The sequence below is a fragment of the Tildeniella sp. genome (assembly GCF_059505325.1).
The window spans coordinates 161,356-183,061 of record NZ_JCACKI010000053.1; the positions used below are offsets into that span (position 1 = coordinate 161,356).

Below are 21,706 nucleotides of genomic sequence, written 5' to 3' on the forward strand. Positions count from 1 at the left end.
TCGTAGCTCACACCGTTCGTCTTCACTTGATCGGATAATGTATTTCCTTTTACATAAAGCACCCCCGCGCTCGATACACCTTTTGATCGGGACTTATCTGACCCTCCTAGTTCTAGTGTACTCTTGCTCGAGCGTCCACTGAACCGGATCAATCTCAACTTCACTTGTCAACGCTAGTTCAACAATTCTTATCACTCATTGCTCAGCACGGCGGCGTGAGAGCCGATCAAGCTTGGCAGGTCTTGTGCCAAACAGGAGCTTTTGCAAGCGTTGACAAAACGCTATTTATCCAACTGCTGCGTTGTTTAGGAACCCATGATCTGATCCAGTAAAGCCAGGATGGATTGCTTTTACTGGGCTTGAAGGGTGAGCAGTTGGTAAATCACTACAGCTTTTACACTGCTTTCCAAACCCCTGAAGAGTACCGAATTGTCACCAAAGGGCGAACATTGGGAACATTACCTGCCGACTATCCATTAACAAAAGGAATGTTCTTGATTTTTGCTGGGCACCGCTGGTGTGTTTTGTCGGTAGATCAGCAGCATAAAGTAGTCGATGTAGCCAAAGCAGCCGCAGGGAGAGTTCCCAAATTCAGTGGAAACGGCGACTTGATCCACGACCATATCAGGCAAGAGATGTATCGGCTCTATACCTCAGATGACGTTCCCTTTTTCCTGGATGCAACCGCCCACGATTTGCTGAGCGAAGCCAGGGCTAACTTTGCCCGATATAGTCTTGACAAGACTCCTGTTCTGGCGATGGTCGGCAAACGCTTCTGTTTTGCTGGATGGGAGATGTGGTGATGAACACGCTTCTGGTGCAACTACAGGCACGAGGTTTGGTCATTGGTCGGGATGCGATCGCCCTGACTGTTGAGGGACTTAGCCCAGAAGAGGTGATGGAGCATTTACAAGAGATTGCCGCTGCACCTCCGGTTAATGCGGTTGACCTAGCTAGCACCGTGCAAAACACAGTCATCGAAAAGCACGATCGTTTTTTGAGCGCCGAACTCCTTGCTTAGAACTACGCCTCCAGCCACTTGAATGTTCAAGATGCATGGAATACTATCCATCAGGCTCTTTCGAGGAGAGCGATACAGATGGATACACTTGGATACAGTTAGAAGAGACACATAAAGATACAGATGGATACAGAATAAATTTTATTTATAAAAGTATTTTTCTGCAATTGCTTTTAGGTATGCTCTTCAGACGATCCGAAACCATTTCGATCCTAAATTTTTCTTGTCGTGAGAAATTTCCTGATACAGCAAGACAAATGCTCGAAAACGCTGTCTGCTCTAAATTGCATGTAAGCTTTCCTACTACAGGGTCTTTGCCGAAGATGGATACACTGAGGATATAGAATCGATGGAACTGTCTAGGCGGTAATTGCTTAAAATTTCCTGCTGGCAAAGCTTACAGGAAACTTGACCGATTATTAGATCGAAATGGTTTGAGAGGTCAATCCAAATCGATCTCTACATGCGGGATTGAGAAAACTAGATCGAAATGGTTTGATATGCCAAACCATTTCGATCCTGGAGTGATTCAAAAATCTATTTCATTAACAAATGAACTAATCTGCTGACTGAAGAGGTTAGATCCTCATAGGGTAGGATTAATTCAATGTGACAGTAGAAAATGTAGGATGCCAGCAGCTTTGTTGTCCTAGCTATATCGTGCCTGTCACATTAGTTGAAGCTCTGGCAAGTCGAAGACTCCCCCGTGTGCCAAGCGTGGAAATGGTGTCCCTCTGGGTCATCCTGTTGCTCGTGGTGTTGAGTGCCTCAGTAGTTGCACTGGCTACCAATCCTTAGAAGAGGTTGTCCAACGGCATGATCAAGCTCTGGTCGATCGTTTATAGCTACCGTTCAAACGCTTATCTTCGAATAGCACCGTGCGACGCGCTCATGGGCGTAGACTTCGCCAATTGGCAAAAAGCCTTTATGGAGTGGACGATCGTACTCTGTTTGAACGTTTTCAACTGCAAAGGCTGTTGCAGGAATGCCCTGTTCAAAAATTTCGACTTGATAGGTCCTGGCAACTGGGTTCTGGTTTGGCTCCAGCAGTAGTTCAGTTCCGTCTGGTTCCTCTGGAGAAACGACAGTTAACCACCGATAGTCCCCGGTTAAGAGATCTACCTTCTTCACAAAACCCAGGATCTCCGTGTAAAACTTCACAGCTTTTTCCTGGTCATCGACAAAAACACTATTGAGTCTAATCTTCATCTTTCTATCTCCCAAGGTGTCCCTCTCCACTCCCTGCCTGTAGTTGCAGATTTCGGGGAGATTGGGGAGTTACATTCGCCCCCGTTGGAGAAACCGCAACGGTTGCCGCAAAGCGATTGCGCTCACGAATGCCAGCATTCATCACAATGCCGCTACCCATCGAGTGCCCAGCAATGCCAGACGACTTGGGTCAACCTGGGGCTGTTCCAGGAGAACTTGCGCCACATCCAGATTTTGTTGTAGCTCATACCGCTGTAAGCGAGTCCCATTTGCACCATGCCCGTCAAAATCCCAGAGTATGACTGCATAACCCGCATGAGCCAGGACGTGCCCATAGCCCAGCATCAACTGTTTAGAACCCGCAAACCCATACCCCCAGACGTGTAATTTAGGACTCCAGTAAGGCTTATAGATGACGCTCAAGAAGTTGCTCTCGACGGTATAGAAAGAACGGTAGAGAACAGCACAGCCCGACTCCAAACGTTAAACCGATATACAAAATGATCCAGCGACGAGAGGCATTCAATCGCTTAAGTTCACTCCAGGCAAAGCAAAAGAAGACGACGGCTGAGATTAGCAAATCTGTTGCCCATGTGCTTGCGATCGCATTGGCAAAGGTCTGTTGAAAAAATAGAGTAGGGGATAGTAACGCAGGTAGATCTTGCAAGAGCCAGAACCAGGGCGCAATTGTACCCACGATCGCAAACAGCAAATACAGTGATTTCATCGAGCCGAATGGAGCAGTTGTTGAGATTTGAGTTGATTTCAGCATGGTTTCTTGTTGTAAGTGAGTTGAATTTTGTAATGAGGACAAGGTTTATGCACCTTGAATAAAGGTCAACAGATCGCGATTGAGTTGTTCTTTGTGAGTAATGAACAAACCATGTGCGGCTCCTTCATACACTTTGAGTTGGCTACCGGGAATTGCATCTGCGGTTTTCTGCCCCGTGAGTGCAATCGGTGCACCCATATCGTGATCGCCATGAATGATCAGGGTCGGTACGGTGAAAGCAGACATATCGCCTCGAAAGTCCGTTTCAGACTGCACCTGCATCATTTGGATTGCTGCCCAGGGAGAAGCTTGGAGAGCCAAATTCACCAACCATTGGGTCATTTTTGGGGAAACGGAACTATTGGATAATCCATCACCAAAGAAACTGGATGCCATCGCCGTGAAATAGTGAGGGCGATCCTGTTGTAAGAGGGCGATCGTTTGCTCAAAACTACTGGGGTCGAACCCGTTAGGGTTATCGGCTGTCTTACACAAAAAAGGGGTGATCGTAGCAATGAGAACGGTTCGCGCGATTCGGCTAGTTCCATAACGCAACAGGTAACGAGCAATTTCGCCACCACCCATCGAGTGGGCAACCAGGGTGACATCCTGGAGGTCAAGCTGCTCAATCAGGGTTGCGAGATCGTCTGCTAAGGTATCAAAATCACAACCATCACCGGGTTGGCTGGAACGCGCACACCCACGTTTGTCACAGGCAATATAACGAAGTCCCTGGCTAGATAAGGCAGTCATTTGGTACTCCCACATCTCAGCCCCTAATACACATCCGTGGATCAAGACAACGGGTTTACCTGTGCTCCAATCCTTGAAGAATAAGGTAGTTCCGTCTCGCATTTCAATGAATGAGCGATCGAACAACTGGTTTGCAGAAAGTGTTATGGGACGCTGAACTGTTTTCAACATCATTCTTACCCTCGATCGGTATGCTTCTATGATGGGGAAAGGAGATAACTGAAGCAATTACCTCTCAGGTAATCAAAGCGATCGTTTTTGAACGTCTTACGATGCAGCAACGGACTTCTACCTCAGAGCAACAACTTGACTCCTTTGGACTGCTGCTCAAGCAATGGCGCAGTCAACGCGGTTATAGCCAGCTTGATTTAGCGGTAACCAGTCAAGTCTCTCAACGGCACATTAGCTTTCTTGAATCGGGGCGTGCTAAACCCAGTCGAGACATGGTGTTGCAACTGGCAACGGTTTTGGAAATTCCCCTCAGACAGCAAAACTTGATGTTGACGGCAGCCGGATTTGCTCCCATTCATACGCAGACTGATCTGTCGGCTCCTGAAATGGATTCGGTTCGCAAAGCACTCAATTTCATGCTGCAAAATCAAGAGCCATACCCAGCGTTTGTGATCGATCGCTACTGGAATCTGATTTTGACTAATAATGCAGCAACTCGCCTGCTAATTGCGTTTATTGATCCAGGCAAATTGCAAGTCCGCTTCAATATAGATGGCAAAATCAATTTGATGCACGTTCTATTTCATTCTCAAGGACTGCGTCCGTTTATCGTCAATTGGGAGAACCTAGCGGGACGGTTGCTGCAACGAGTACAGCGGGAAGCCATGACAGAAGATGAGCAGTCTACAAGGTTGCTCAAGGAATTGATTGGCTATCCGGGTGTCGCCGAGCTTATAAATTCCTCAAAGCAATTGACCCAAGATGCCTTGCTTCTGACATCTCATTTCAAGCGAGACGATCTGGAGTGGAAGTTTTTCTCGACGATCGCCACCTTGGGCACACCGTATGACATCACGCTTCAAGAACTACGGATTGAATGTTTGTTTCCCGCCGATGAAGCCACTGAAAAAGATTGGGAACACTATGGAAATGAGCGATGAATCTACCGATGAAATTTAGGAATTATCGCAAAACTCTTGCATGACTTGAGCTTTAACCTGGTTGAGCGGGAAACTTTTGGGATAAGTCGAATACATCAGCATAATACCCTGGAGTGTGGAAGAGAAGTAAAGCGATCGCATTCTCGGATTTTCGACTCCCAAGGCTTTGAACAGCTCTGTTTGCACTTCAAACTGTCGAGCTTGCTCATTCATCAGCTTTTGCGTGTATTTGGCAACCACTGGATCAAGTCTCGGTTGAGTGAACAGGTTGAGGTAAAACCGAAACACTTCTGGCTGTCGTCGTACATCTTCTAGAGCACCCTCTGCAATGTACCGAATTTGTTTGGCAGGTGTTGACTTTGTTGTAGCCGCATTCATCACTATCAGCACATCATTGATGCGAATTTCTACTAACGCCGCTAACACCTCTGCTTTACTTTTGAAGTAGTGATACAGCAATCCTTTCGAGATTTCTGCTTGCTTCGCAATGTCTTCGATCGAGGTGGAATAATAGCCCTTCTCACAGAATAAACTCAGGGCTGTGCTGAGAAGCTGTTCAGTGGTAGCACGACGGATGCGATCGTTTTCTTCTGGAGTGCGTGGCATTCTGGTTAAATCTGCATTGTATTCTATCCAATGACTGACTGAACAGTCATCTAAAAAATGAAGCCTCAATATATCTTCGCCGATGCGTACTTGGTGACAGTGCTTAACTGGGCGAAACCGTGCAACATCAATCTGGCAGAATGGAGTGCCGTTCACAACTACTACCAGCAGTTGCGGCATCGGGAGAGCATCGCGCAAGCGATTCGCGAAGAATTGGCGCTTTCCCAGGAAGAGCAAGCAAGGTACGCGATGACTGAATAACCCACGCTTCAGCCCTGAGATCATGGAACCGCTCAGCGATCGAGGGCTGCTTTCAATGTCGGACTGTGAACGGTGGGTAAATCCGTATGCAGCAGTCCAGCCCATCGATAGGTCGGCATAGCACATCCGATTTGTCTATTGATGACATGAGGTTGTTTACCCCAATGTTGCAGGAGTTCCAGATCGGCGATCGTAGCAATGCTATGTCATCACCAACTGAGACTGCAAGGTTGAGGACTGCGCTTGACGCAGCATTGGGGCATTGATCACCTGATCAATCAAGCCATACTCTAGTGCTTCCTGTGCTGACATATAGAAATCTCGCTCGGTATCTGCTTCAATTCGCTCTAGTGACTGTCCGGTATAGTTCGCCATGCGCTGATTGATCTGCTGTTTGGCGTAGAGAATTTCCTTCGCCTGAATCTCGATATCCGCCGCTTGTCCCTGTGTCCCTCCCAATGGTTGATGAATCATAATCCGCGAACTGGGCAAACTACTGCGCTTGCCTTTCACACCTGCACCCAGCAGAAATGCACTCATACTTGCCGCAAAGCCATAACAAATTGTGCAAACATCCGGGCGAATGTGGTTCATCGTGTCATAGATGCCCATCCCATCGTTCACGGAGCCACCGGGAGAATTAATGTAGAGATAGATATCTTTATGGGGATCTTCGGCTTCGAGAAATAATAGTTGCGCTACAATCCGATTCGCCATTTCGGGCATCACGGGTTCTGCGAGAAAAATAATCCGTTCTCGCAGCAGTCGAGAGTAGAGGTCAAAGGCACGATCGCCTCGACCCGATTGTTCAATGACAGTCGGAATCATAATTCAGAGTTCCTTTGTGAAGTAGATAGTGAAAGGATCTGTTTCGGGTTCAAGCAACCCATACGAGCATTGGTTCAAATTCCAGTAGGCGCTTGAGGTCGGATAGACACATTGTCCATCGGTGGTGGTGGCTGAGATAGCTTTGAGCCGATAGTTGGTCGTGGATTACGGTCAGCTTGACTTGATATTCAGATGGCTCCAGCAAGAAGCGGACACGCGAGGGCTGTGTATGATCGAGAAACTGAAACGTATAAGCAAGCTGATGCGGTGGTTCAGACTGCAATACTTCGCCAATAGTTTGCGTTCCATGTTCTGGGTCTAGTTGCTCCACAGGCGAACCGACTTGCCAATCCGACTGGAGCAGTTGATCGCCCCAATAGTTCTGAGTGAAGGATTCGCTGGTGATGGCTTCCCAGAGTTGCTCGATCGTTGTGGCAATGTAGGTTACATAAACAAAGGTCGGTTTACTCATGGTCAGTCTCCTGGGAAGTTCCTTCGAGGGTGCGCTTGAGTTGGCTCAAAGCAGTGAGTTGATGGCAATTGTACTTACCGAGCCAGCGATCGTAGATCTCTTGAATCGGGATAGGATTAAGGTAATGCAGTTTTTCCCGCCCGTGCCAGACGGTGACGACAAGATTGGCAGTTTCTAACACCGCGAGATGTTTACTGACTGCCTGCCGCGTCATGGCAAGATGTTCGCAAAGTTCTCCTAGCGTTTGTCCATTGTGGGTGTACAACTGGTCGAGCAATTCTCTCCGACTGGGATCAGAGAGGGCTTTAAACACGGCATCCATTTCTCTATTATGCAACCATTTGGTTGCGTGTCAAGCGATCGCTGGAATTTAGCGCAGGGAAATGCTGAATCAGGTCGCAAATGCCAGTGCCGCAACCGTCCGAATATGATTCCAGGCTGTCCATTGGCTCCAATATTTCGTCCGAAGTGTTGTCCCTTCAGGGCTATCGGGTGAACACTCGCTAGAGCATCATTTAGCGGCACATTGCACGCGATCGAGTTCCTCCTCCCAATACCAATCATCATTCGGGTCTGAGTCAATCACATGGGGTTGTTCGTCCCAATGTTGCAGGAGTTTCAGGTCAGCGATCGTAGCAGTGCGTAAGGTGATCATGATTTTAGTTAAAGCAATCCCAGCGCTTGGAAACTGCGGCGAGTCAGTTCTAACCGATCGCCAGCATCTTTGATTGTTGCCATATCAATGTTGGTGGCATAGAAATAGACATTATTGTTCTGTTCTAGATATCCCACAATCCAGCCGATATTCGGAGTCACACTGGTGATCCAACCCGTTTTGCCGCGCAGGGTAGCGGTCTCCGTCCCGTTCAAATGGCAGCAATCGGGTGCTGCCTATTTGCTAGTCGGTAGCTTGCTCTACCTCATTGGCACGATCGGTGTAACGATCGCCTGCAATGTGACACTCAATGATGCGCTGGCAATTGTTAAGCCAGACAGCCCTGAAGGTGCTACCCTCTGGGCAAAATACTTAACCGATTGGACGTTCTGGAACCATATCCGGACGATTGCTGCGATCGCGGTAGCAACATTGTTTATATTCTCTATAATGAAAACCCCGTGAACACAGCTATCAGTAGAGTTTGCGGACTTTACCACCTTTGCGCCTGTTCATTTTTACGTCCAAAGTTAGATGTGGTTTAACGATTGAAAGAGATGCTTGCGATTTTACGAAATCAAGCCTGTTGGAGGTGTGTGAGTCAATAGCTTTACGATTTTGCGTTTTCAGCCAGAGGATAATTTCGTGAAATTCATGTTCCTGAAATCTTACATTGGGCAGAGGATATCTTCGGAGTTGCGCTTCGCGCTAATCGCTACAGGTCTGCTCCTGAGTCTTGCCGCTTGTAATCTATCTCGACCAGCAAGTCCACCGACTGCAAGTACTCCAACCAAGACCATCCCTTCTCAAAATCTATCTAGAAGCAATCTAATTGGTCTGCTGTTTGTCAAAAAAGACAATCGAAACAATGAGTTTCGAGGTGAGATTTACCCAATCGCATTATTGTTGAACGATCGCTATTTAGAAGTCAGCAATGATGTGACTCAAGCTATCAGAAATGGTGGGTCGCGCGATCGCATTCTTCAAATCAACGATCAAAGAATTGTGACCAATGCAATCAAAGATTTTACGATCGTTAGCAATCATCAAAAGCTGGGCGAATTTCAGGTTAAAAAACCAGTTGTCAGCCAGTTTACTTGTTCTGCTGTGATTACAGGTCAAGGCAATCTCCAAAGTCAATCTTCCTTGCCAACCATTTTCGAGCAGCTTTCGCCAGCCGGTGGGTTCACAGGATCGATCGGTCAACAGACGTTTGATGAAACGTGGCGGAGTACGATCGCGATCAGTCAGGCTCCTACACTCGCTAAACTGTCCGCTCCTTCTGAAGCCGATCTCGCTCGGTATCGACAAGCCGCATTGACCTTTGGGAAAGCTGCGATCGCGAAAGTTGCAAATGCAGGAAAAGTCAATGGGGAAGCTTCGGTTGAATCCATTCAAGTGGTTGACCTCGATCAAGATGGATCACCAGAGATTTTTAGCAAAGTCAAACAAGGCAGTCCTGCGAACGCAACCCAATCGCTTAATCCTATTTGCTTTGCAGCAGTTTGGTTCTCTTACCGAGCAGGTCAGCCCCAACTGCTGGAAATCACTCAAGCATCGGTAAGTTTGTCTGGCTCACAGCGGTTCCCCTATGATCTGCTGGAGACGATCGATATCAATCACGATGGCATTCAAGAAGCGATCGTCAAACGTACAGGCTATGAAAGCACGAGCTTTGAGATCTATGAGTACAAGAACAATCAACTCGATCGAGTCTTTCAAGGTGCAGGCTACGGGTGTTAGGGCGGTGTTGCTAAACGATCTAGGTTAACGCGCATAACAATACCGATTCCCATAACAACCTGTGACCTCAAAGAACTGATCGCGGTTTCAGCGACTCCCCGAACAGTGAGCAAGACTACCACACCAAGAGACAACGGTAGATTTTCGACCAAGTTGGATCGAACCAATCGTTGGGTTTGGGCATTCCCATCATGGACTCCTTCAAAATCCGTCGAAATCTCTTGACATTTAAGTGAATGCTTAAGTATTCTAGAGATAGTTTAAGCATTTACTTAAATATTGTGACATGAGCCGACCCAGTGCCAGTGCTGATATCTTTTATGCGATCGCAGACCCCACTCGTCGTGCCCTGCTCGATCAATTACAACAGGGCGAACAGTCGGTGACGCAATTGGCTCAACCCTTTGCCATGTCACTTCCTGCTATCTCGCAGCACTTACAGGTGTTGTGCGAGGTGCAATTGGTCACTCAATCCCGCAGTGGGCGACAGCGCATCTATCGCTTAAATCCTCAACCGCTTCAACAGGTCTCTGATTGGATCAGTCAGTATGAGCAATTTTGGACTCGCAAACTCGGTGCCTTGGGCGATTACTTGGAGGAACATTCATGAACCAGACTGTCACCTTAGAAGTCTTTTACCCGCACTGCCAGGAGCGAGTTTGGCAAGCCCTCACCGATCGTCGTGCGTTGGCGGCTTGGATGATGGACAACAATTTTGAGCCACGATTAGGGCACAAATTTCACTTCCGGCAGAGGGATGGGTTTGGACTCGATCGCTGCATTCATTGCGAGGTGATTGAACTAGAACCGCCAAACCGTCTTGCTTATCGCTGGCAAGAGGCTCAAACAGAGGATTCAACGATCGTCATCTGGACACTCACCCCTGTTTCTGGTGGAACTACACTGCAACTGCGGCATCATCAACCCGTGCAGACGACCGCGATTACTCCTTCAGTCTTATTGCAACGATTTGGGCAAAGCGCAGCACAGACTCAACCGAGGGCAATGTTTGACTCCATTCCATACGGAAAAGCGGATGATTCTCCGACAAGCGTCATCATTGGAGAATCATGGAATGACTGTTCACGAATGCAACCTTCAGGCTCTATCTCCCTGGTTGCGGAACCCAATCTGGAACTACAGGCACACTGGCATCACCGTCTGATCAGGCTTGAACAGACGCTCAGTTCTGACACTGTGAGCGATTCCGCACATAGTCGCCTCTGAAGCAACCGCATCACAGAATCGCAAACAATAAGAATAAACGGAAGAATCATCATGTTAAAGCTTGAGATATTACTCAAAAACTCGAATCTGATGTTAGCAGTACATCGCAAATCAGAAGTCGATGCCAATCTGCTATTTGAGCAAATTTTAGCGACGATCGCGGGCGAGAAACTGCAACTGTTGCAACTGACGTGCGATCGTCATCCTAAAACTAAGATCGCTGTCTTGAACCAACACGTTGCAGCGGTCAGCCTCACAGACGGTTAGAACCCTATTCAAGCAAGCTAGATTGCAGGGAGAAACACTCCATGTACCTGTTCAATAATGCTTCAAACACTGAAGGCGATCGTTACCATTACCCCTTTGGGGAATTGTGGAACAACCGTTGGCTCCGGTCGCGCACAGTGTTCCTACGGCAACCGATCACTGATGAGATTGCCAATGGATTGATTGCTCAGCTTGTGTATTTGGATGGAGAAGACTCCGATATCATTCAACTTTATATTTACACCGAGGCAGGCTCCGTTGCGGCTGGACTGGCAATTTACGACACGATTAAAAGTTTGCGGTCTCCTGTTCATACTCTGTGTACGGGCAGTGCAGATGGGATTGGATCATTACTTTTAGCAAGCGGCACTTTCGGTAAACGATTGGCACAGCCTCATGCTCGAATTCGATTGGCGCAGCCTGAAGCAAGGTTCACTGGAGGCACCGCGAACGAGATTGAAACGGCGGCAAGAGCAGTTTTTCGGCAACGGCACATTCTACATGAACTGTATGCTGAAGCGACGGGACAGCCCATTGAGAGAATTGCCGTAGATAGCGATCGACGGGCATTTATGTCGGCGACTGAAGCACAAGCCTACGGACTCATTGATCACATCATGCAAGCTAATTAACCAGAATGAAGATTTTAACAGGCACAATCGCAGAAATTAGCAACGATGTCACCATGCAGATGAAAGAGACGACGATCGAAACGCTTGAAGAACACTTGCGCCAAGCCATGCTCAACAGTGATATCTCTACACTGGATGAGTTGATTGTTGATTGCCATTTCCTTTTACTCGGAGGAGTCCGGGCGCATTTTGGTCAATGTGCATCAGTTTGTGCGTGACTTGGCTGGAGCCGTTCTTGCCGATGAGCATGTAGGTCATCGGTTCACCCTTGAACACGGCTTGATTCAAGCGATGGAAGTCTATCCACTGCCATCGTCCACTCCAGAGTCCTAGCCCGTTCAAACTTCTCTGCCATAACTGATGTTTGAATCAACATTGAATTATTCCGCCAGTGCCATAATTTTACGAACAGTCCGCCAGTTTCGAGCCGTGACAGCCACTCCAAGCGTTTTCTCAACTTTCGTTGCCAGTTTAGACCGACCGATTCCTTCAGGTGCATAAAGATAAAATAGCTTGTCAATCAGCCTAAACTGCTCACTATCCTTCTTGACAGTTTCGAGTGCTTTCAAATTCGGCTGCTCTGGCAACGATAATAGGAAAAAGCAGTGTAGTGTGTTTGGTTCCGTCTCAGCTTCTGGAAAAGGGTTTGATGCGATCGCGTTCCTTAACTCGTTGACATCGAGAATCAAGACTTGCGCTACAAAACCACGACGTTTCTCGATCGCAGCACTTATCTTCTGTGAGAGTTCTATGCTATTTATCTTTTTGCTTTGAAAAACAGCGTTGCCACTTTGAATGTAAGTTTTGATATTGCTTAACTCTAGCTCCTCAAGCACTGTTACCAACTCAAGCATAGGCAGTGCGTTGTTACCACCCACGTTGACACCTCTAAACAATGCAATATACGTTTCCATATCACTCTTAAAGATTCGTTGGTCTAACCAGTTGGTGTTGTTGGACATCTCGTGCTTTGATTGCCTTGATGGTTTCCTCTTCTATAGAGGTAGCTTCGTCGGCGCGATCGACAATCTGTTGAAACGAAAAGTGGCGCTCTTCCTGCGCGTCTACGGCGTTCTGTCACTTTTCATCTTCGGTTCGCTCTTTTGGGGCTTTCTGTTTCAAACTCCTGTTCTGGCGGAGGGAGGACGATTAAATTGGGCGATCTGGAATGGTATCCGATGTAGCGGTGAATCGTGCCATGTGCCCCCGATGTTGTTCATCATCTATCTCGTGTGGGGAGTCTTTCTCTTGCTTGCCGCTCGCAAGCCGCTGTCATACCTGTCGTTTCTCAACTTCACCATGTGGGCTAATCTCTTCCACGGTATTCTGATGGGAGCGCAAGCGTTGATGATGGTGGATCACTACTGGAGCAAGTGGTTTACCGATATTCCGTTTGTCCTAATCCTTGCTCTTGGGATCTACCTCTGGCTACCCAAGAGCGCGATCGAGAATAACGCTATTCTCTAATCAAGCAGTTTCAAGTTGGAGTTTGTATGTTGAGGTTCTACTACAATCCAGTTTCTGGCAATGCCCGTCGAGTTTGGATTGCCTTGCTAGAAAAACAGATCCCGTTTGAACCGATTTTGGTCAAGCTGGATGGCGATCAGTTTGACTATGACTTTACGGTTGTCAATCCGCTCCAGCGTGTTCCCGTTATTGCGGACAATAGCTTGCGGGTGATTGAATCGTTGGCGATTTTAGATTACCTAGAAGCAAAATATCCATCTCCTGCTTTGATGCCCAGTCAACCTGAAGATATTGCTACGGTTCGGATGGTAGAGATGTTGGTCGTTAATGAGCTTCAGCCAGCCGTGATGGTGCTAACTCGACCTTTGATGGGACTGGAGGTTGAGAATCAGAAGCTTGACGTTGCAAGAGAGCGTATTACCCTTGTGATGCAGTTTTATGAGAAGCTTCTGGACAATCGATCGTACTTTGTTGGTGCAGAGATCACGCTGGCAGACATTGTGGCTGGAATTTCAGTGTCATTCTTAGATCGGGTTGGTTTTTCTTTAGAAACCTATCCTCGTCTTCAAGCTTGGTTGGAACAGCTAGCGATGCGCGAAAGTTGGCAGCAAACAACGCCACCACCTGAGGTTATAGAAGCAGCTTTGCCCAATCTGAGAAAAATCATAGAGCGGCGGTTGTAGCGATCGCAGATCCGACGATAATCCTCTTCCAAATTCAAATTGGACGGCAGCATTTTGATCAGAACCCGTCGTTCGCGTTCAATATAGCCATACTTCATGCAGCAGTTATTCCTGAGATTTCAGGACAGGCGGATTGGGTTCATCTGTCCAATAATCTGTGCTCTCGAATTTACCAACTTTGCCGATCGAACGTAATAGCCATTTATCCGAATCGGGATAGTAACAAGCCTCATGCGACAGGTTCTCACCCATCATCAAAATATCTACGGGTACATCGGTGTGATTGTAGAACTGATGAGCGATTCGCTCGTTGCGTGGGAATGAAATTGCATCCCCTTCGGTTACTTCAATCGTTCTGTCACCATACCGAAGCGTCGCTTTGCCTTTGAGAATCAGGCAAAACTCGTCTTCGTGAACATGGTAATGAAAAGGGCAAGAGAGCGATTTAGGGCGCAGTCGCTCAACTCTCACGCCGATGTGACCTTGTTTGCGATCCATTGCCGGGGAAGATAACCGCTTTGACCAACCTGTGTAATGTTCTGAGTAATGCTCTTCCTGCCAGTCCAGATCGTTCATGTTGATGATGTTGGGAATGTCGGACATACAAGCTCCTGTTTAATTGGGGATTGATGGTTCGATCGACAGCAGATTAACATTAGTGACTGATCACCAACGACTCTTTTGCCTTGTCCTTTAGTGCTGTTGTGCTAAAAAGTCTGCTTCCCGCTTCACTAATTCCTGGGTAGCGATATACCAGTGATTTCCAACCGGATCTTTTACAGCAGCACCACGCTCTCCGTAATCCATATCGGTTGGTTCTTGCAGTGAGGTTGCGCCTGCTTGAAGGGAGCGCTCATAAACCGCATCCGTGTCGCTCACATACAGATGAATTGCTCCGGGCATCGGTGTCCATTCTCTTCTTGCCTCAGCCAGTTCCACCATCGAGTCACCAATCCTTACAGCGGCATGTCTGATCGTGCCATCGGGTTGCTTGATGCAAAGAACTTCCTCAGCATCAAATGCCGCTTTGACAAACTCAAGCAGTTGATTTGCTCCTTGGACGGTCAGATAAGGCGTGACAGTATGAAACCCATCTGGAATGAAGTTGTTTACCATTGGTAATTCCTCTTTTACAGAATGATATAAACTCGTGGATCGTTCAGCTTATTCAGACCTGCTTTGATTCAGTGTTTGTTCAAGCTGTTCATCCCAAAAAGCAGCTTCTACTTTGTGTCCGTCTGGATCACGAACAAAGCAACCGTAGTATGGCTCACTGTAGTCGAGTCTGCCACCCGGCGCACCTTCGTCTTTGCCCCCTGCTGCTAGTGCGGCTTCGTAGAAGGCATGGACGGCTTCTTTCGTGGGAGCAATAAAGCCGATGTGCGTGCCATTGCCCACCGTTGCAGGCTGTCCATTGAAGGGGGTTCCTACCCAAAATTCGGGGTACTGTTTGCCATACGCGATCCCATATGGATGTTCTCTCAGTCGCTTGCAGCCTAATGTAGGTAAGACCTGATCGTAGAACGCGATCGCGCGTTTAAAATCGTTGGTGCCGATCGAAACATGCGAAAGAATGCTGGGATTGTCGTCCATATCTGAATTCTCCTTCATTGGAAACTGAGTCGATCAGAGGTTTGGAGCGGTACTGTGATGCGTCTGCTGAAAGTCTGATGAAACGATTGTATTCTAGCAGTGCAATTGTACTAAGCTAGCCTGGTTTCTTTTGCTTTTTGTTAAGTTGCAACTTTGTCACTGTCAGAAAATGTATTCCATTTCTTGTTCTACGGCATCCGGTTTGGCAGGAAAGATAGCCGTATTTCCGGTGCCATTAAAACGGCAATGACGATAGAACTGAGCAGCATTCACGTTTTCACGGTTTACCCACAACCGTACCTTGGAGGCATGAGCCTGCTTTGCCCAAAGAATGACATGCTCAACTAAGGCTTTTCCTAATCCTTGGAATCTCGCTTCAGGCGCAACCCACATCGCACAAAGATTGACAATATCTTGCTTTGTCTTGTCGCCGTCGCGCACACTCTAATGCCAAAACATTCGTGGAATCTGAGCAAACCTCGCTGTTGCGAATCGTAGTTACAGTCTGATTCTGATCTAGGGGAGCGACGATCGAGGTTGTGCCAAACGGACAAACCGGAGACAGTTCTACGGGTTCAAACGAGGGCGGCAATACCGAGTAAGCCAACTGGTCAAATTCCAGCAGTTGTCTAGGACTAATGGCAGCAGGCTGTACCAGGCGATTTTGTTCGTATTGCTGAAGCAAATGTTGAGGTGTTAGCGATCGCACTCTGGCTCGGTAGATTTCTAGCAACAGAGATTGTAAGTCCGACTGATTTAGTCGTTCACTAAGGACTTCTAACAATTCAGGGACTTGTGCCTGATTTAAGATGCGTTTAATCAGTTTCTCGTTGATCATCTCTAATTTCCATGCGCTTGATTAAACCATGCTCGAATGGCACTGACGTAACGCACCGAGCCGCCCCCCAACTCCCAAATCTGGGGGAGCTAGAATTTCAAAGTCCCCCAGATTTAGGGGATTTAGGGTCCGAATTTCCTTATGTCAGTGCCATTCAACTATGCTCGATCGCATACAGATGTTGAACTATTTGATTCACAATCACATTGCCGTCCAAATCACGCACCACTTGATGAAGATTCATCACCGTTTGTCCGGTCTCATTGATTGTGAAGCATTGTGGTTCAACGTGCGGATCAATTAAACACCACTGGCGGCTCCAGTAATCGCGGACTTCATTATGCCCATGCACATACCCACCTTCCATGCCATTTGACCAGGCAACATCCGGATGCAGAATAGCTAGAACAGCGTCAATATCACGCGCATTAAAAGCTTGATATGCCTTGCGAAGCAAAGCTTCATTCATCACAGCCTACCTCTTGCGTCACTCGCTGAGAATCTGGCTCTCTTTTGATTGATCCATTTTAGGATTGCACCCCTTGACCGACATCGGATGTTGTTAAACGTTACGACGATCGTTTTCCAGCAGGGCTTGCAATGGATTGAGAAATTTCTTCAGTTCGTCCCATCGTGACTCTAATGCTTGACGGTTCAGCACTACCAGTACTTTCGGCGATGCACTCATTCCACCTTTGGGTGTTCCTGCGGCATGGATTACGGAAGAAGTTGCTCCCATTCCTAAAAACACTTATGGTGTGACAAAGACAGCAGCAGAAAACCTATGCGAACTCTTCTACCGAAATCAGGGTTTGCCGTGCTTGATCTTGCGAACCTCGCGCTTCTTTCCAGAAGCAGATGATCATCAAGAGACCTGCGAGGCTTACGAAGATGGCAACATTAAGGCAAATGAATTACTCTATCGCCGTGTGGATATTGAAGATGTCGTGAGTGCCCATCTCCTTGCCCTTGAGAAGGCTCCTCTAATCGGCTGCGATCGCTACATCATCAGTGCGACTACCCCTTTTACACCCGACGATTTGTTTAACTTGCGAATGAATGCCCCGCTTGTCGTAAAACGAAAGTTTCCGGACTATGAGGAAGTCTATGCCCGTCAAGGTTGGAAGATGTTTCCTAGCATTGAAAGAGTTTATGTCAACCAACGAGCGAGAACTGCACTTGGCTGGGGCTTTGTTGCATGATTGAACAACGGGCAGATTAGTCTTGAAGCAGGCTTGATATTAGGCTTCAACCTCATAGCTATCGGGCTTGGCGATCTGAATCATGCGGTTGAGCGCAGCACATTTGATGAACAACTCTACCGCTTGATTGTCAAATTGACGTGCACTCAGATTGCCACCAAAAATTGTTTTGAAACGAAACATCGTCGTTTCCGCAATCGAACGACGATGATAGCCAGAATCCTGCTTCCAGCGCTTGCGTCCCTGCTTGCGGATCGAGCGCAAATTTTCATCACGCGGATGTAGCTTGCCTTTGCGATTGCCATGCTGCCAAATCACCGCATCCTTGCGTGGGGGAATCACCGCTTTGGCTCCTTTGGCTGCAATCTCGTCATAGCAATGACAATGGTCGTATGCCCCATCGGTCGAGACTTGTTCTAGCGACTCATCAATGGCTTCAAGCATATCGGTTAATACTTCTCCATCATGGAAATCGTTGGTTGTCGCCACTGCTGCTAAGATTTCGCCCGTCGCCTCATCGACTCCCAAATGCAGCTTGCGCCATGTTCGTCGCTTGCTGACTCCGTGCTGACGGGTTTTCCACTCCCCTTCTCCATACACTTTCACCCCCGTCGAATCCACCACGACATGACGAGCACCCTGCTTCGGCGAAACGGGTAGTTCAATGGACAGTTGCCCCAATCGCCGAGACAGGGTGCTGTGGTCTGGTACAGGTAGCTCAATGCCCATCCACTCGAAAAGCGATTCGAGACAGCTTTGACACTGCCGTCCCGCTAGACGCTAGACGGCTTTGAGTGTCGCCATTGTTTGCATGGCGAGGTCACTGTAGAGGACAGACGCACCGGGTTTGCCGCTCAACTCCTCGACGACCCACTGTTCCAGGATGGATTCTGCGAACCAGAAGGTGAGGCTTCCTCTTTGCTTGAGTCCAGCGTTATACTCGAACCAGTTGCGGATGCGGTATTGAGGTTTCATGGCACGTTGTGGTGTGGTAACTACAACCTACCATCCCTCCTCCCGCCGCAACCCCTCTTCATGCAACAACGCCAATTGCTATAAGAGGCTGTTTGAAAAGTCAAAATTTTTGCCCGAACCGCCCCCCAGCCCCCACTTTGGGGGGTTCTGAGATTTAAAGTCCCCCAAATTGGGGGATTGAGGGGGCAAATGCAGCGTATTTGATACTTTTAAAACAGCCTCTAAAGTTTGTCTGCTAGAACCTGGGTAGCTATCAGGTTGAGGTCTGGAAACGTAGGGGACTGAATCAAGTCTGCCCCACGGAATTCAGTTGAATCGTAGAGTTGATGCTCTAGGACGCAAAGGGTGATCTTCTCTTCTATCGGGTCAACGATCCAATATTCGGAAATTTCTAGCAACCCGTATTCAGCCCGTTTAGAACGGTAATCGTCAGTTTTAGTGGAGGGACTAACGACCTCAACCACCAAAATAGGGGGTGGCTCATTGAAATTGATAATGGCTTCCCGGTTACTCATCGCTTCCCACTGAGCAAGGGGTAAGACCGTGACATCGGGAATGCGGGAAGTGTCCCAGTTGCGTCCTCGTGGAGAGCGAACACCAACCAGCGCAGGCAACGGAACCCAGGGTTGTCCTGATTGTGCCAGTGCATCTTCAAATTGGCGCACTAGAAAACGGATAATTGCCCCATGTTTGCCAGTTCCCAAACTCATGGGTACCAATTCTCCATCGACTAATTCATAGCGAGTATCCGTACCATCGTTGTAAGCAAGGTACTCTTCAAACGTCAGCTTTTGGGTGGCGATCGTCATAGAACTGGCTCGCGGTGGAGATCCACGATTCAGGAAGGTGCTTCTAGTATAAACTACGCCTCTAAACCAGGAATTGTTGGTGCTTCAGTCCCACCTTTGGTGGTTTTGCCTTTGAATTTTTGCCCTTTGCCTTTCTTCCCAGCTAACTTGCCCCCCAGTAGTTCTTCTTCGTAGCGTTTCTGGTTCAAGTCGAGCAGGCGTGCTAGCACTTCGTCGTGGGTGGCTTCGTTCCAGCGGTAGCGGTAGGGCTTTTTGCGCTGACGCTTAGCAGAGGTTTCGTCATCATCATCATCTTCGTCTTCGTAGTCGAGCAGGAATTCACATTGAGGTTGAATGTCATTCCAGCCATAGGCAGCAAGAACGGCACGATCCATTTCATCATGCAGTTGACGCAGTTTGAGGATGTCGGGATGGAATTCGTTGGGGTCGTGGAAGCGGTTGTATGTCTGGGTCAAGCCTTCGTTGTTGCGAACCATCAACTTGGCGCGGAATTCGTAGTAGCGTTTGCCGATCGCCTCTAAAGTGGAATGAGTTTCCCAGTTTGCGGGGAAGGTTTCAAAGCATTCGGAAGGTGTGTACTGCAAATCGTCCTTCAAAGTAGAACTAAAAAAGCGTGTCCAGATTTCGTGAATCCGGGACTGAAGGGCTTAGTGGTGCAGAAAAGTCTTGAAAAGTTTGCTAGAGCAGGAATCTCAACTGAGACAGGGAGGGTTTGAAGGGGGCGTTCCATGAGACGCTTAAGTTCCCCAACTCAAAGCAACATTCATGGCAATCCCCCTCTTGTATCGTCAACTGCAAGACCAACTGCGTCAATGGGTGCAGCCGAAAGACCAACGGCTCCTCCAAGGCTTTGCTGAAATGCTGGCGGCGATTCTGCAATCGAGCAGTGCGTGCCTGGGGAAGTGGATTCCCTACCTGAGTCATCGCGACTGTCAAGCCAGGGCGCACTTGGAATGGTTAAGCTACTTCCTACACAATCAGCAGATTAGTGCCGAGCGGTTCTATGAGCCGATGCTACGTCATGTGTTGGCAGCCTTTGCTGGGGAGTCTGTGCTACTGACCCTGGATACCAGCATCTTGTGGGATCAATTTTGTCTGATTGCCGTGTGCTTCGTCTGGGGCGGGCGTTCCTTCACCCTAGCCCAAGTGGTGCTCGAACATGGCAGTGCCACTGTTGGGTTTGAGCAGTATCAGAGAGTGCTGAAGCGTGCCCAACAGGTCTTGCCGCCCCAGTGTCAGATGACTTTATTGGCAGACCGAGGGTTTGAGCATGGAAACTTGATGCATTGGTTGCGCCAACAGCATTGGTCATGGGCGATCCGAGTCAAGTCGGACTTGAAGGTGACACTTGCCGATGGCTGTAGCCAGTCAGTCGAGCAACTCTTACCACCCCCAGAGCAGGCATATCTGTTTGAAAACGTGCAGGTTTTGGATGGCACTGCTTGCCATCTGGTCACGGCAAAAGTGCCAGAGACCAAAGACGCTTGGGCAGTCTTGTCTGACCAGGCACCCTCCCTGCAAACCTTGGCGCTCGATGGCAAGCGTTTCGGCGGCATTGAACCTCACTTTAAGGATGACAAGTCTGCGGCCTTCGGGGTATGGCAATCCGGCTTACGCACGCCCCAAACGCTGACTTGCTTATTCATGCTGCTGGATTGTGCTTCCCTCCTTGCCCTCCTGCTGGGCATGATGCTCGTGCAAGCGGGAGCACGTGCCAGACTCGACTGGCATGGTGAGCGTGGCTTGAGTTTTCTGCAACTCGGTCTACGAGAACTGTCGCGGCTCTGCTACAAGCGCTTGTCTTTGCCCAAACTCCTGGCACTCCCGAAGCAGAATCCACCGCCCGCTTGCGCTTCTCTTCGTAAACGTGAGGCTTTAGACTGCCGGATTGAATTTTCTAAAGTGGTTAAATTCTCATGATGAGACCGTCCTGAGTTTTCTGCACCACCAAGGGCAAAGGACTCAAGCACAAGTCTGGGTTGTTGAATCGGCTGAACAATACCAACCCCTATCTCTTGAAATATCCTTGAAGAGGTTATTTATACACACTTTGGAGAAACTCTTCAATGCTTACACCAGGTGGCTCTTCACCAATAGCTTTGAAATATGCCTGATGAGCTGGAGACAAAATTACAGAAAGATCCCGCCGCTGTCATTCCTGCCCTAACAAACCAAACACAGGTTGAGCGTTGAAGGTAGTTTTGAGCCGTTGCAAACTTAGGTTGGAGATATTTGAAAGCTTTTCCCAGTGTTTGATAATGGCAACAATTTCGACATAATTCAATCGGTGCCCGTAAGTTCGCTCATCATAGGAAATAAGTAATGGAGATTGACTTGTAAGGTTTAAGCGGTGCTTGTTCTGTGATCTCAATTGAATATAGGATTCAACTGCTTCTTGATTACTTCTACTTAAAAGGACTTCTCTCGAAAGCCAGTCCTTAGCATTTTGGCGCAAAGTAAGGTACGCCTATTGTCTTCATTATTCAAACCTTGAACGTTGGCGTTTTGAATTTCTTGAGCAGTCAAGCCACATCCTATACAGGTTAAGAGTGCAACATCTCTAGCAATGACCAATTCGTTA

The 21,706-nt window shown here is 48.1% G+C and carries 31 protein-coding genes and 6 pseudogenes; 15 read left to right on the plus strand and 22 right to left on the minus strand.

Annotated elements, in window-relative coordinates:
• The first annotated feature begins 359 nt into the window (after positions 1-359).
• Positions 360-803 (plus strand): hypothetical protein, encoded by a 444-nt coding sequence (locus AC5JO6_RS19075; RefSeq protein WP_496082641.1) that lies wholly within the window; start codon positions 360-362, stop codon positions 801-803.
• A complete protein-coding gene (locus AC5JO6_RS19080; protein ID WP_496082642.1) occupies positions 803-1,021 on the plus strand; it encodes a hypothetical protein in 219 nt (72 codons plus the stop codon). The genes AC5JO6_RS19075 and AC5JO6_RS19080 overlap by 1 nt, the downstream gene beginning before the upstream one ends.
• An 852-nt stretch (positions 1,022-1,873) precedes the next feature.
• Here AC5JO6_RS19080 and AC5JO6_RS19085 read toward each other — a convergent pair.
• The 4 genes and pseudogenes from AC5JO6_RS19085 to AC5JO6_RS19100 all read right to left on the minus strand — a co-directional run bounded on the left by AC5JO6_RS19085 (position 1,874) and on the right by AC5JO6_RS19100 (position 3,929).
• Complete coding sequence (locus tag AC5JO6_RS19085) at positions 1,874-2,230, minus strand: VOC family protein (RefSeq protein ID WP_496082643.1); 357 nt, start codon at positions 2,228-2,230, stop codon at positions 1,874-1,876.
• A gap of 19 nt (positions 2,231-2,249) precedes the next feature.
• Positions 2,250-2,602 (minus strand): annotated as a pseudogene (locus AC5JO6_RS19090) (alpha/beta hydrolase); the annotation flags it as partial.
• Positions 2,603-2,636: 34 nt separating this feature from the next.
• Entirely contained in the window at positions 2,637-2,957 is a 321-nt protein-coding gene (locus AC5JO6_RS19095) for a DUF2834 domain-containing protein (protein ID WP_496082644.1), read from the minus strand.
• Positions 2,958-3,047: 90 nt separating this feature from the next.
• Positions 3,048-3,929, minus strand: coding sequence for an alpha/beta fold hydrolase (locus AC5JO6_RS19100; protein ID WP_496082645.1), 882 nt, complete (start codon positions 3,927-3,929; stop codon positions 3,048-3,050).
• 98 nt (positions 3,930-4,027) lie between these two features.
• Between AC5JO6_RS19100 and AC5JO6_RS19105 the strand changes: the two genes are divergently transcribed.
• The gene (locus AC5JO6_RS19105) at positions 4,028-4,867 is read left to right on the plus strand and encodes a helix-turn-helix domain-containing protein (RefSeq protein WP_496082646.1); all 840 of its coding nucleotides are present in this window, start codon (positions 4,028-4,030) and stop codon (positions 4,865-4,867) included.
• A gap of 15 nt (positions 4,868-4,882) precedes the next feature.
• Here the strand turns inward: AC5JO6_RS19105 and AC5JO6_RS19110 are convergent, their stop codons facing one another.
• On the minus strand, positions 4,883-5,473 hold the full coding sequence (locus tag AC5JO6_RS19110) for a TetR/AcrR family transcriptional regulator (protein WP_496082647.1): 591 nt from the start codon (positions 5,471-5,473) through the stop codon (positions 4,883-4,885).
• Between the two features lie 57 nt (positions 5,474-5,530).
• Here AC5JO6_RS19110 and AC5JO6_RS19115 point away from each other — a divergent pair, with 57 nt between their 5' ends.
• A complete protein-coding gene (locus AC5JO6_RS19115) occupies positions 5,531-5,734 on the plus strand; it encodes a hypothetical protein (RefSeq protein ID WP_496082648.1) in 204 nt (67 codons plus the stop codon).
• Between the two features lie 201 nt (positions 5,735-5,935).
• Here the strand turns inward: AC5JO6_RS19115 and clpP are convergent, their stop codons facing one another.
• The 5 genes and pseudogenes from clpP to AC5JO6_RS19140 all read right to left on the minus strand — a co-directional run.
• Positions 5,936-6,562, minus strand: a complete 627-nt coding sequence (gene clpP / locus AC5JO6_RS19120) for an ATP-dependent Clp endopeptidase proteolytic subunit ClpP (RefSeq protein WP_496082649.1) — start codon at positions 6,560-6,562, stop codon at positions 5,936-5,938.
• Between the two features lie 49 nt (positions 6,563-6,611).
• A complete protein-coding gene (locus AC5JO6_RS19125; protein ID WP_496082650.1) occupies positions 6,612-7,034 on the minus strand; it encodes an SRPBCC domain-containing protein in 423 nt (140 codons plus the stop codon).
• Positions 7,027-7,356 carry an ArsR/SmtB family transcription factor gene (locus AC5JO6_RS19130; RefSeq protein ID WP_496082651.1) on the minus strand — a complete coding sequence of 110 codons (330 nt, stop codon included), beginning with the start codon at positions 7,354-7,356 and terminating at the stop codon, positions 7,027-7,029. Before AC5JO6_RS19130 ends, AC5JO6_RS19125 begins: the two co-directional genes overlap by 8 nt.
• Positions 7,357-7,566: 210 nt before the next feature.
• Positions 7,567-7,689: pseudogene (locus AC5JO6_RS19135) on the minus strand (GNAT family N-acetyltransferase); the annotation flags it as partial.
• 8 nt (positions 7,690-7,697) lie between these two features.
• A pseudogene (locus AC5JO6_RS19140) lies at positions 7,698-7,895 on the minus strand (penicillin-binding transpeptidase domain-containing protein); the annotation flags it as partial.
• On the opposite strand from AC5JO6_RS19140, the gene AC5JO6_RS19145 reads away from it, so the two are divergent.
• The 6 genes from AC5JO6_RS19145 to AC5JO6_RS19170 all read left to right on the plus strand — a co-directional run bounded on the left by AC5JO6_RS19145 (position 7,855) and on the right by AC5JO6_RS19170 (position 11,558).
• Complete coding sequence (locus AC5JO6_RS19145) at positions 7,855-8,154, plus strand: anthrone oxygenase family protein (RefSeq protein WP_496082652.1); 300 nt, start codon at positions 7,855-7,857, stop codon at positions 8,152-8,154. The pseudogene AC5JO6_RS19140 and the gene AC5JO6_RS19145 overlap by 41 nt on opposite strands.
• Positions 8,155-8,343: 189 nt before the next feature.
• Entirely contained in the window at positions 8,344-9,432 is a 1,089-nt protein-coding gene (locus AC5JO6_RS19150; protein WP_496082653.1) for a hypothetical protein, read from the plus strand.
• A 286-nt stretch (positions 9,433-9,718) separates the two neighbouring features.
• Positions 9,719-10,042, plus strand: a complete 324-nt coding sequence (locus AC5JO6_RS19155) for an ArsR/SmtB family transcription factor (RefSeq protein ID WP_496082654.1) — start codon at positions 9,719-9,721, stop codon at positions 10,040-10,042.
• Entirely contained in the window at positions 10,039-10,659 is a 621-nt protein-coding gene (locus tag AC5JO6_RS19160; protein WP_496082655.1) for an SRPBCC family protein, read from the plus strand. Before AC5JO6_RS19155 ends, AC5JO6_RS19160 begins: the two co-directional genes overlap by 4 nt.
• A 51-nt stretch (positions 10,660-10,710) precedes the next feature.
• Complete coding sequence (locus tag AC5JO6_RS19165) at positions 10,711-10,926, plus strand: UPF0367 protein family (protein WP_496082656.1); 216 nt, start codon at positions 10,711-10,713, stop codon at positions 10,924-10,926.
• Positions 10,927-10,967: 41 nt separating this feature from the next.
• Complete coding sequence (locus AC5JO6_RS19170; protein ID WP_496082657.1) at positions 10,968-11,558, plus strand: ATP-dependent Clp protease proteolytic subunit; 591 nt, start codon at positions 10,968-10,970, stop codon at positions 11,556-11,558.
• A gap of 14 nt (positions 11,559-11,572) precedes the next feature.
• Here the strand turns inward: AC5JO6_RS19170 and AC5JO6_RS19175 are convergent, their stop codons facing one another.
• On the minus strand, positions 11,573-11,716 hold the full coding sequence (locus AC5JO6_RS19175) for a hypothetical protein (RefSeq protein ID WP_496082658.1): 144 nt from the start codon (positions 11,714-11,716) through the stop codon (positions 11,573-11,575).
• Between AC5JO6_RS19175 and AC5JO6_RS19180 the strand changes: the two are divergent.
• Positions 11,715-11,891 (plus strand): annotated as a pseudogene (locus tag AC5JO6_RS19180) (nuclear transport factor 2 family protein); the annotation flags it as partial. The gene AC5JO6_RS19175 and the pseudogene AC5JO6_RS19180 sit on opposite strands and share 2 nt — an antisense overlap.
• 47 nt (positions 11,892-11,938) lie before the next feature.
• On the opposite strand, the gene AC5JO6_RS19185 reads toward AC5JO6_RS19180, so the two are convergent.
• Positions 11,939-12,472, minus strand: coding sequence for a DUF1697 domain-containing protein (locus AC5JO6_RS19185; RefSeq protein WP_496082659.1), 534 nt, complete (start codon positions 12,470-12,472; stop codon positions 11,939-11,941).
• A 40-nt stretch (positions 12,473-12,512) separates the two neighbouring features.
• Between AC5JO6_RS19185 and AC5JO6_RS19190 the strand changes: the two genes are divergently transcribed.
• Together AC5JO6_RS19190 and AC5JO6_RS19195 are read left to right on the plus strand one after the other, a co-directional pair.
• Positions 12,513-13,025, plus strand: a complete 513-nt coding sequence (locus AC5JO6_RS19190) for a DUF6632 domain-containing protein (RefSeq protein ID WP_496082660.1) — start codon at positions 12,513-12,515, stop codon at positions 13,023-13,025.
• Positions 13,026-13,051: 26 nt separating this feature from the next.
• Complete coding sequence (locus AC5JO6_RS19195; protein WP_496082661.1) at positions 13,052-13,708, plus strand: glutathione S-transferase family protein; 657 nt, start codon at positions 13,052-13,054, stop codon at positions 13,706-13,708.
• Between the two features lie 105 nt (positions 13,709-13,813).
• On the opposite strand, the gene AC5JO6_RS19200 is transcribed toward AC5JO6_RS19195, so the two are convergent.
• The 7 genes from AC5JO6_RS19200 to AC5JO6_RS19230 all read right to left on the minus strand — a co-directional run bounded on the left by AC5JO6_RS19200 (position 13,814) and on the right by AC5JO6_RS19230 (position 16,827).
• Entirely contained in the window at positions 13,814-14,311 is a 498-nt protein-coding gene (locus AC5JO6_RS19200; protein ID WP_496082662.1) for a cupin domain-containing protein, read from the minus strand.
• A gap of 90 nt (positions 14,312-14,401) precedes the next feature.
• Entirely contained in the window at positions 14,402-14,824 is a 423-nt protein-coding gene (locus tag AC5JO6_RS19205) for a VOC family protein (RefSeq protein WP_496082663.1), read from the minus strand.
• A gap of 48 nt (positions 14,825-14,872) precedes the next feature.
• Positions 14,873-15,301, minus strand: a complete 429-nt coding sequence (locus tag AC5JO6_RS19210; RefSeq protein ID WP_496082810.1) for a VOC family protein — start codon at positions 15,299-15,301, stop codon at positions 14,873-14,875.
• 162 nt (positions 15,302-15,463) lie between these two features.
• Positions 15,464-15,694 carry a GNAT family N-acetyltransferase gene (locus AC5JO6_RS19215; protein ID WP_496082664.1) on the minus strand — a complete coding sequence of 77 codons (231 nt, stop codon included), beginning with the start codon at positions 15,692-15,694 and terminating at the stop codon, positions 15,464-15,466.
• Positions 15,678-16,139: a hypothetical protein gene (locus tag AC5JO6_RS19220; RefSeq protein WP_496082665.1), complete on the minus strand. Its 462-nt coding sequence runs from the start codon at positions 16,137-16,139 to the stop codon at positions 15,678-15,680. The genes AC5JO6_RS19215 and AC5JO6_RS19220 overlap by 17 nt, the downstream gene beginning before the upstream one ends.
• Positions 16,140-16,293: 154 nt before the next feature.
• On the minus strand, positions 16,294-16,608 hold the full coding sequence (locus AC5JO6_RS19225; RefSeq protein WP_496082666.1) for a nuclear transport factor 2 family protein: 315 nt from the start codon (positions 16,606-16,608) through the stop codon (positions 16,294-16,296).
• 93 nt (positions 16,609-16,701) lie between these two features.
• A complete protein-coding gene (locus tag AC5JO6_RS19230; protein ID WP_496082667.1) occupies positions 16,702-16,827 on the minus strand; it encodes a hypothetical protein in 126 nt (41 codons plus the stop codon).
• Between AC5JO6_RS19230 and AC5JO6_RS19235 the strand changes: the two are divergent.
• Positions 16,796-17,326: pseudogene (locus tag AC5JO6_RS19235) on the plus strand (NAD-dependent epimerase/dehydratase family protein); the annotation flags it as partial. The gene AC5JO6_RS19230 and the pseudogene AC5JO6_RS19235 sit on opposite strands and share 32 nt — an antisense overlap.
• 54 nt (positions 17,327-17,380) lie before the next feature.
• On the opposite strand, the pseudogene AC5JO6_RS19240 reads toward AC5JO6_RS19235, so the two are convergent.
• The 3 genes and pseudogenes from AC5JO6_RS19240 to AC5JO6_RS19250 form a co-directional block, all read right to left on the minus strand.
• Positions 17,381-18,316, minus strand: a pseudogene (locus AC5JO6_RS19240) (IS5 family transposase).
• A gap of 221 nt (positions 18,317-18,537) precedes the next feature.
• Positions 18,538-19,125, minus strand: coding sequence for a Uma2 family endonuclease (locus AC5JO6_RS19245; protein WP_496082668.1), 588 nt, complete (start codon positions 19,123-19,125; stop codon positions 18,538-18,540).
• 53 nt (positions 19,126-19,178) lie between these two features.
• Positions 19,179-19,709 (minus strand): hypothetical protein, encoded by a 531-nt coding sequence (locus AC5JO6_RS19250; RefSeq protein ID WP_496082669.1) that lies wholly within the window; start codon positions 19,707-19,709, stop codon positions 19,179-19,181.
• 181 nt (positions 19,710-19,890) lie between these two features.
• Here AC5JO6_RS19250 and AC5JO6_RS19255 point away from each other — a divergent pair, with 181 nt between their 5' ends.
• Entirely contained in the window at positions 19,891-21,045 is a 1,155-nt protein-coding gene (locus AC5JO6_RS19255; RefSeq protein WP_496082670.1) for a transposase, read from the plus strand.
• Positions 21,046-21,706 lie beyond the last annotated feature (661 nt).

Bases quoted from the DNA above. Each gene is read 5' to 3' on its own strand.
- AC5JO6_RS19095 (WP_496082644.1), bottom strand. From the start codon at position 2,957: ATGAAATCACTGTATTTGCTGTTTGCGATCGTGGGTACAATTGCGCCC.
- AC5JO6_RS19130 (WP_496082651.1), bottom strand. From the start codon at position 7,356: ATGGATGCCGTGTTTAAAGCCCTCTCTGATCCCAGTCGGAGAGAATTG.
- AC5JO6_RS19210 (WP_496082810.1), bottom strand. From the start codon at position 15,301: ATGGACGACAATCCCAGCATTCTTTCGCATGTTTCGATCGGCACCAAC.
- AC5JO6_RS19220 (WP_496082665.1), bottom strand. From the start codon at position 16,139: ATGATCAACGAGAAACTGATTAAACGCATCTTAAATCAGGCACAAGTC.
- AC5JO6_RS19225 (WP_496082666.1), bottom strand. From the start codon at position 16,608: ATGAATGAAGCTTTGCTTCGCAAGGCATATCAAGCTTTTAATGCGCGT.
- AC5JO6_RS19195 (WP_496082661.1), top strand. From the start codon at position 13,052: ATGTTGAGGTTCTACTACAATCCAGTTTCTGGCAATGCCCGTCGAGTT.
- AC5JO6_RS19085 (WP_496082643.1), bottom strand. From the start codon at position 2,230: ATGAAGATTAGACTCAATAGTGTTTTTGTCGATGACCAGGAAAAAGCT.
- AC5JO6_RS19200 (WP_496082662.1), bottom strand. From the start codon at position 14,311: ATGTCCGACATTCCCAACATCATCAACATGAACGATCTGGACTGGCAG.
- AC5JO6_RS19160 (WP_496082655.1), top strand. From the start codon at position 10,039: ATGAACCAGACTGTCACCTTAGAAGTCTTTTACCCGCACTGCCAGGAG.
- AC5JO6_RS19155 (WP_496082654.1), top strand. From the start codon at position 9,719: ATGAGCCGACCCAGTGCCAGTGCTGATATCTTTTATGCGATCGCAGAC.
- AC5JO6_RS19185 (WP_496082659.1), bottom strand. From the start codon at position 12,472: ATGGAAACGTATATTGCATTGTTTAGAGGTGTCAACGTGGGTGGTAAC.
- AC5JO6_RS19175 (WP_496082658.1), bottom strand. From the start codon at position 11,716: ATGGCAATCAACAATCAACTCATCCAGTGTAGAGATATCACTGTTGAG.
- AC5JO6_RS19115 (WP_496082648.1), top strand. From the start codon at position 5,531: ATGAAGCCTCAATATATCTTCGCCGATGCGTACTTGGTGACAGTGCTT.
- AC5JO6_RS19255 (WP_496082670.1), top strand. From the start codon at position 19,891: ATGGCAATCCCCCTCTTGTATCGTCAACTGCAAGACCAACTGCGTCAA.
- clpP (WP_496082649.1), bottom strand. From the start codon at position 6,562: ATGATTCCGACTGTCATTGAACAATCGGGTCGAGGCGATCGTGCCTTT.
- AC5JO6_RS19230 (WP_496082667.1), bottom strand. From the start codon at position 16,827: ATGAGTGCATCGCCGAAAGTACTGGTAGTGCTGAACCGTCAAGCATTA.
- AC5JO6_RS19205 (WP_496082663.1), bottom strand. From the start codon at position 14,824: ATGGTAAACAACTTCATTCCAGATGGGTTTCATACTGTCACGCCTTAT.
- AC5JO6_RS19165 (WP_496082656.1), top strand. From the start codon at position 10,711: ATGTTAAAGCTTGAGATATTACTCAAAAACTCGAATCTGATGTTAGCA.
- AC5JO6_RS19245 (WP_496082668.1), bottom strand. From the start codon at position 19,125: ATGACGATCGCCACCCAAAAGCTGACGTTTGAAGAGTACCTTGCTTAC.
- AC5JO6_RS19170 (WP_496082657.1), top strand. From the start codon at position 10,968: ATGTACCTGTTCAATAATGCTTCAAACACTGAAGGCGATCGTTACCAT.
- AC5JO6_RS19110 (WP_496082647.1), bottom strand. From the start codon at position 5,473: ATGCCACGCACTCCAGAAGAAAACGATCGCATCCGTCGTGCTACCACT.
- AC5JO6_RS19125 (WP_496082650.1), bottom strand. From the start codon at position 7,034: ATGAGTAAACCGACCTTTGTTTATGTAACCTACATTGCCACAACGATC.
- AC5JO6_RS19150 (WP_496082653.1), top strand. From the start codon at position 8,344: ATGTTCCTGAAATCTTACATTGGGCAGAGGATATCTTCGGAGTTGCGC.
- AC5JO6_RS19215 (WP_496082664.1), bottom strand. From the start codon at position 15,694: ATGTGGGTTGCGCCTGAAGCGAGATTCCAAGGATTAGGAAAAGCCTTA.
- AC5JO6_RS19100 (WP_496082645.1), bottom strand. From the start codon at position 3,929: ATGATGTTGAAAACAGTTCAGCGTCCCATAACACTTTCTGCAAACCAG.
- AC5JO6_RS19105 (WP_496082646.1), top strand. From the start codon at position 4,028: ATGCAGCAACGGACTTCTACCTCAGAGCAACAACTTGACTCCTTTGGA.
- AC5JO6_RS19080 (WP_496082642.1), top strand. From the start codon at position 803: ATGAACACGCTTCTGGTGCAACTACAGGCACGAGGTTTGGTCATTGGT.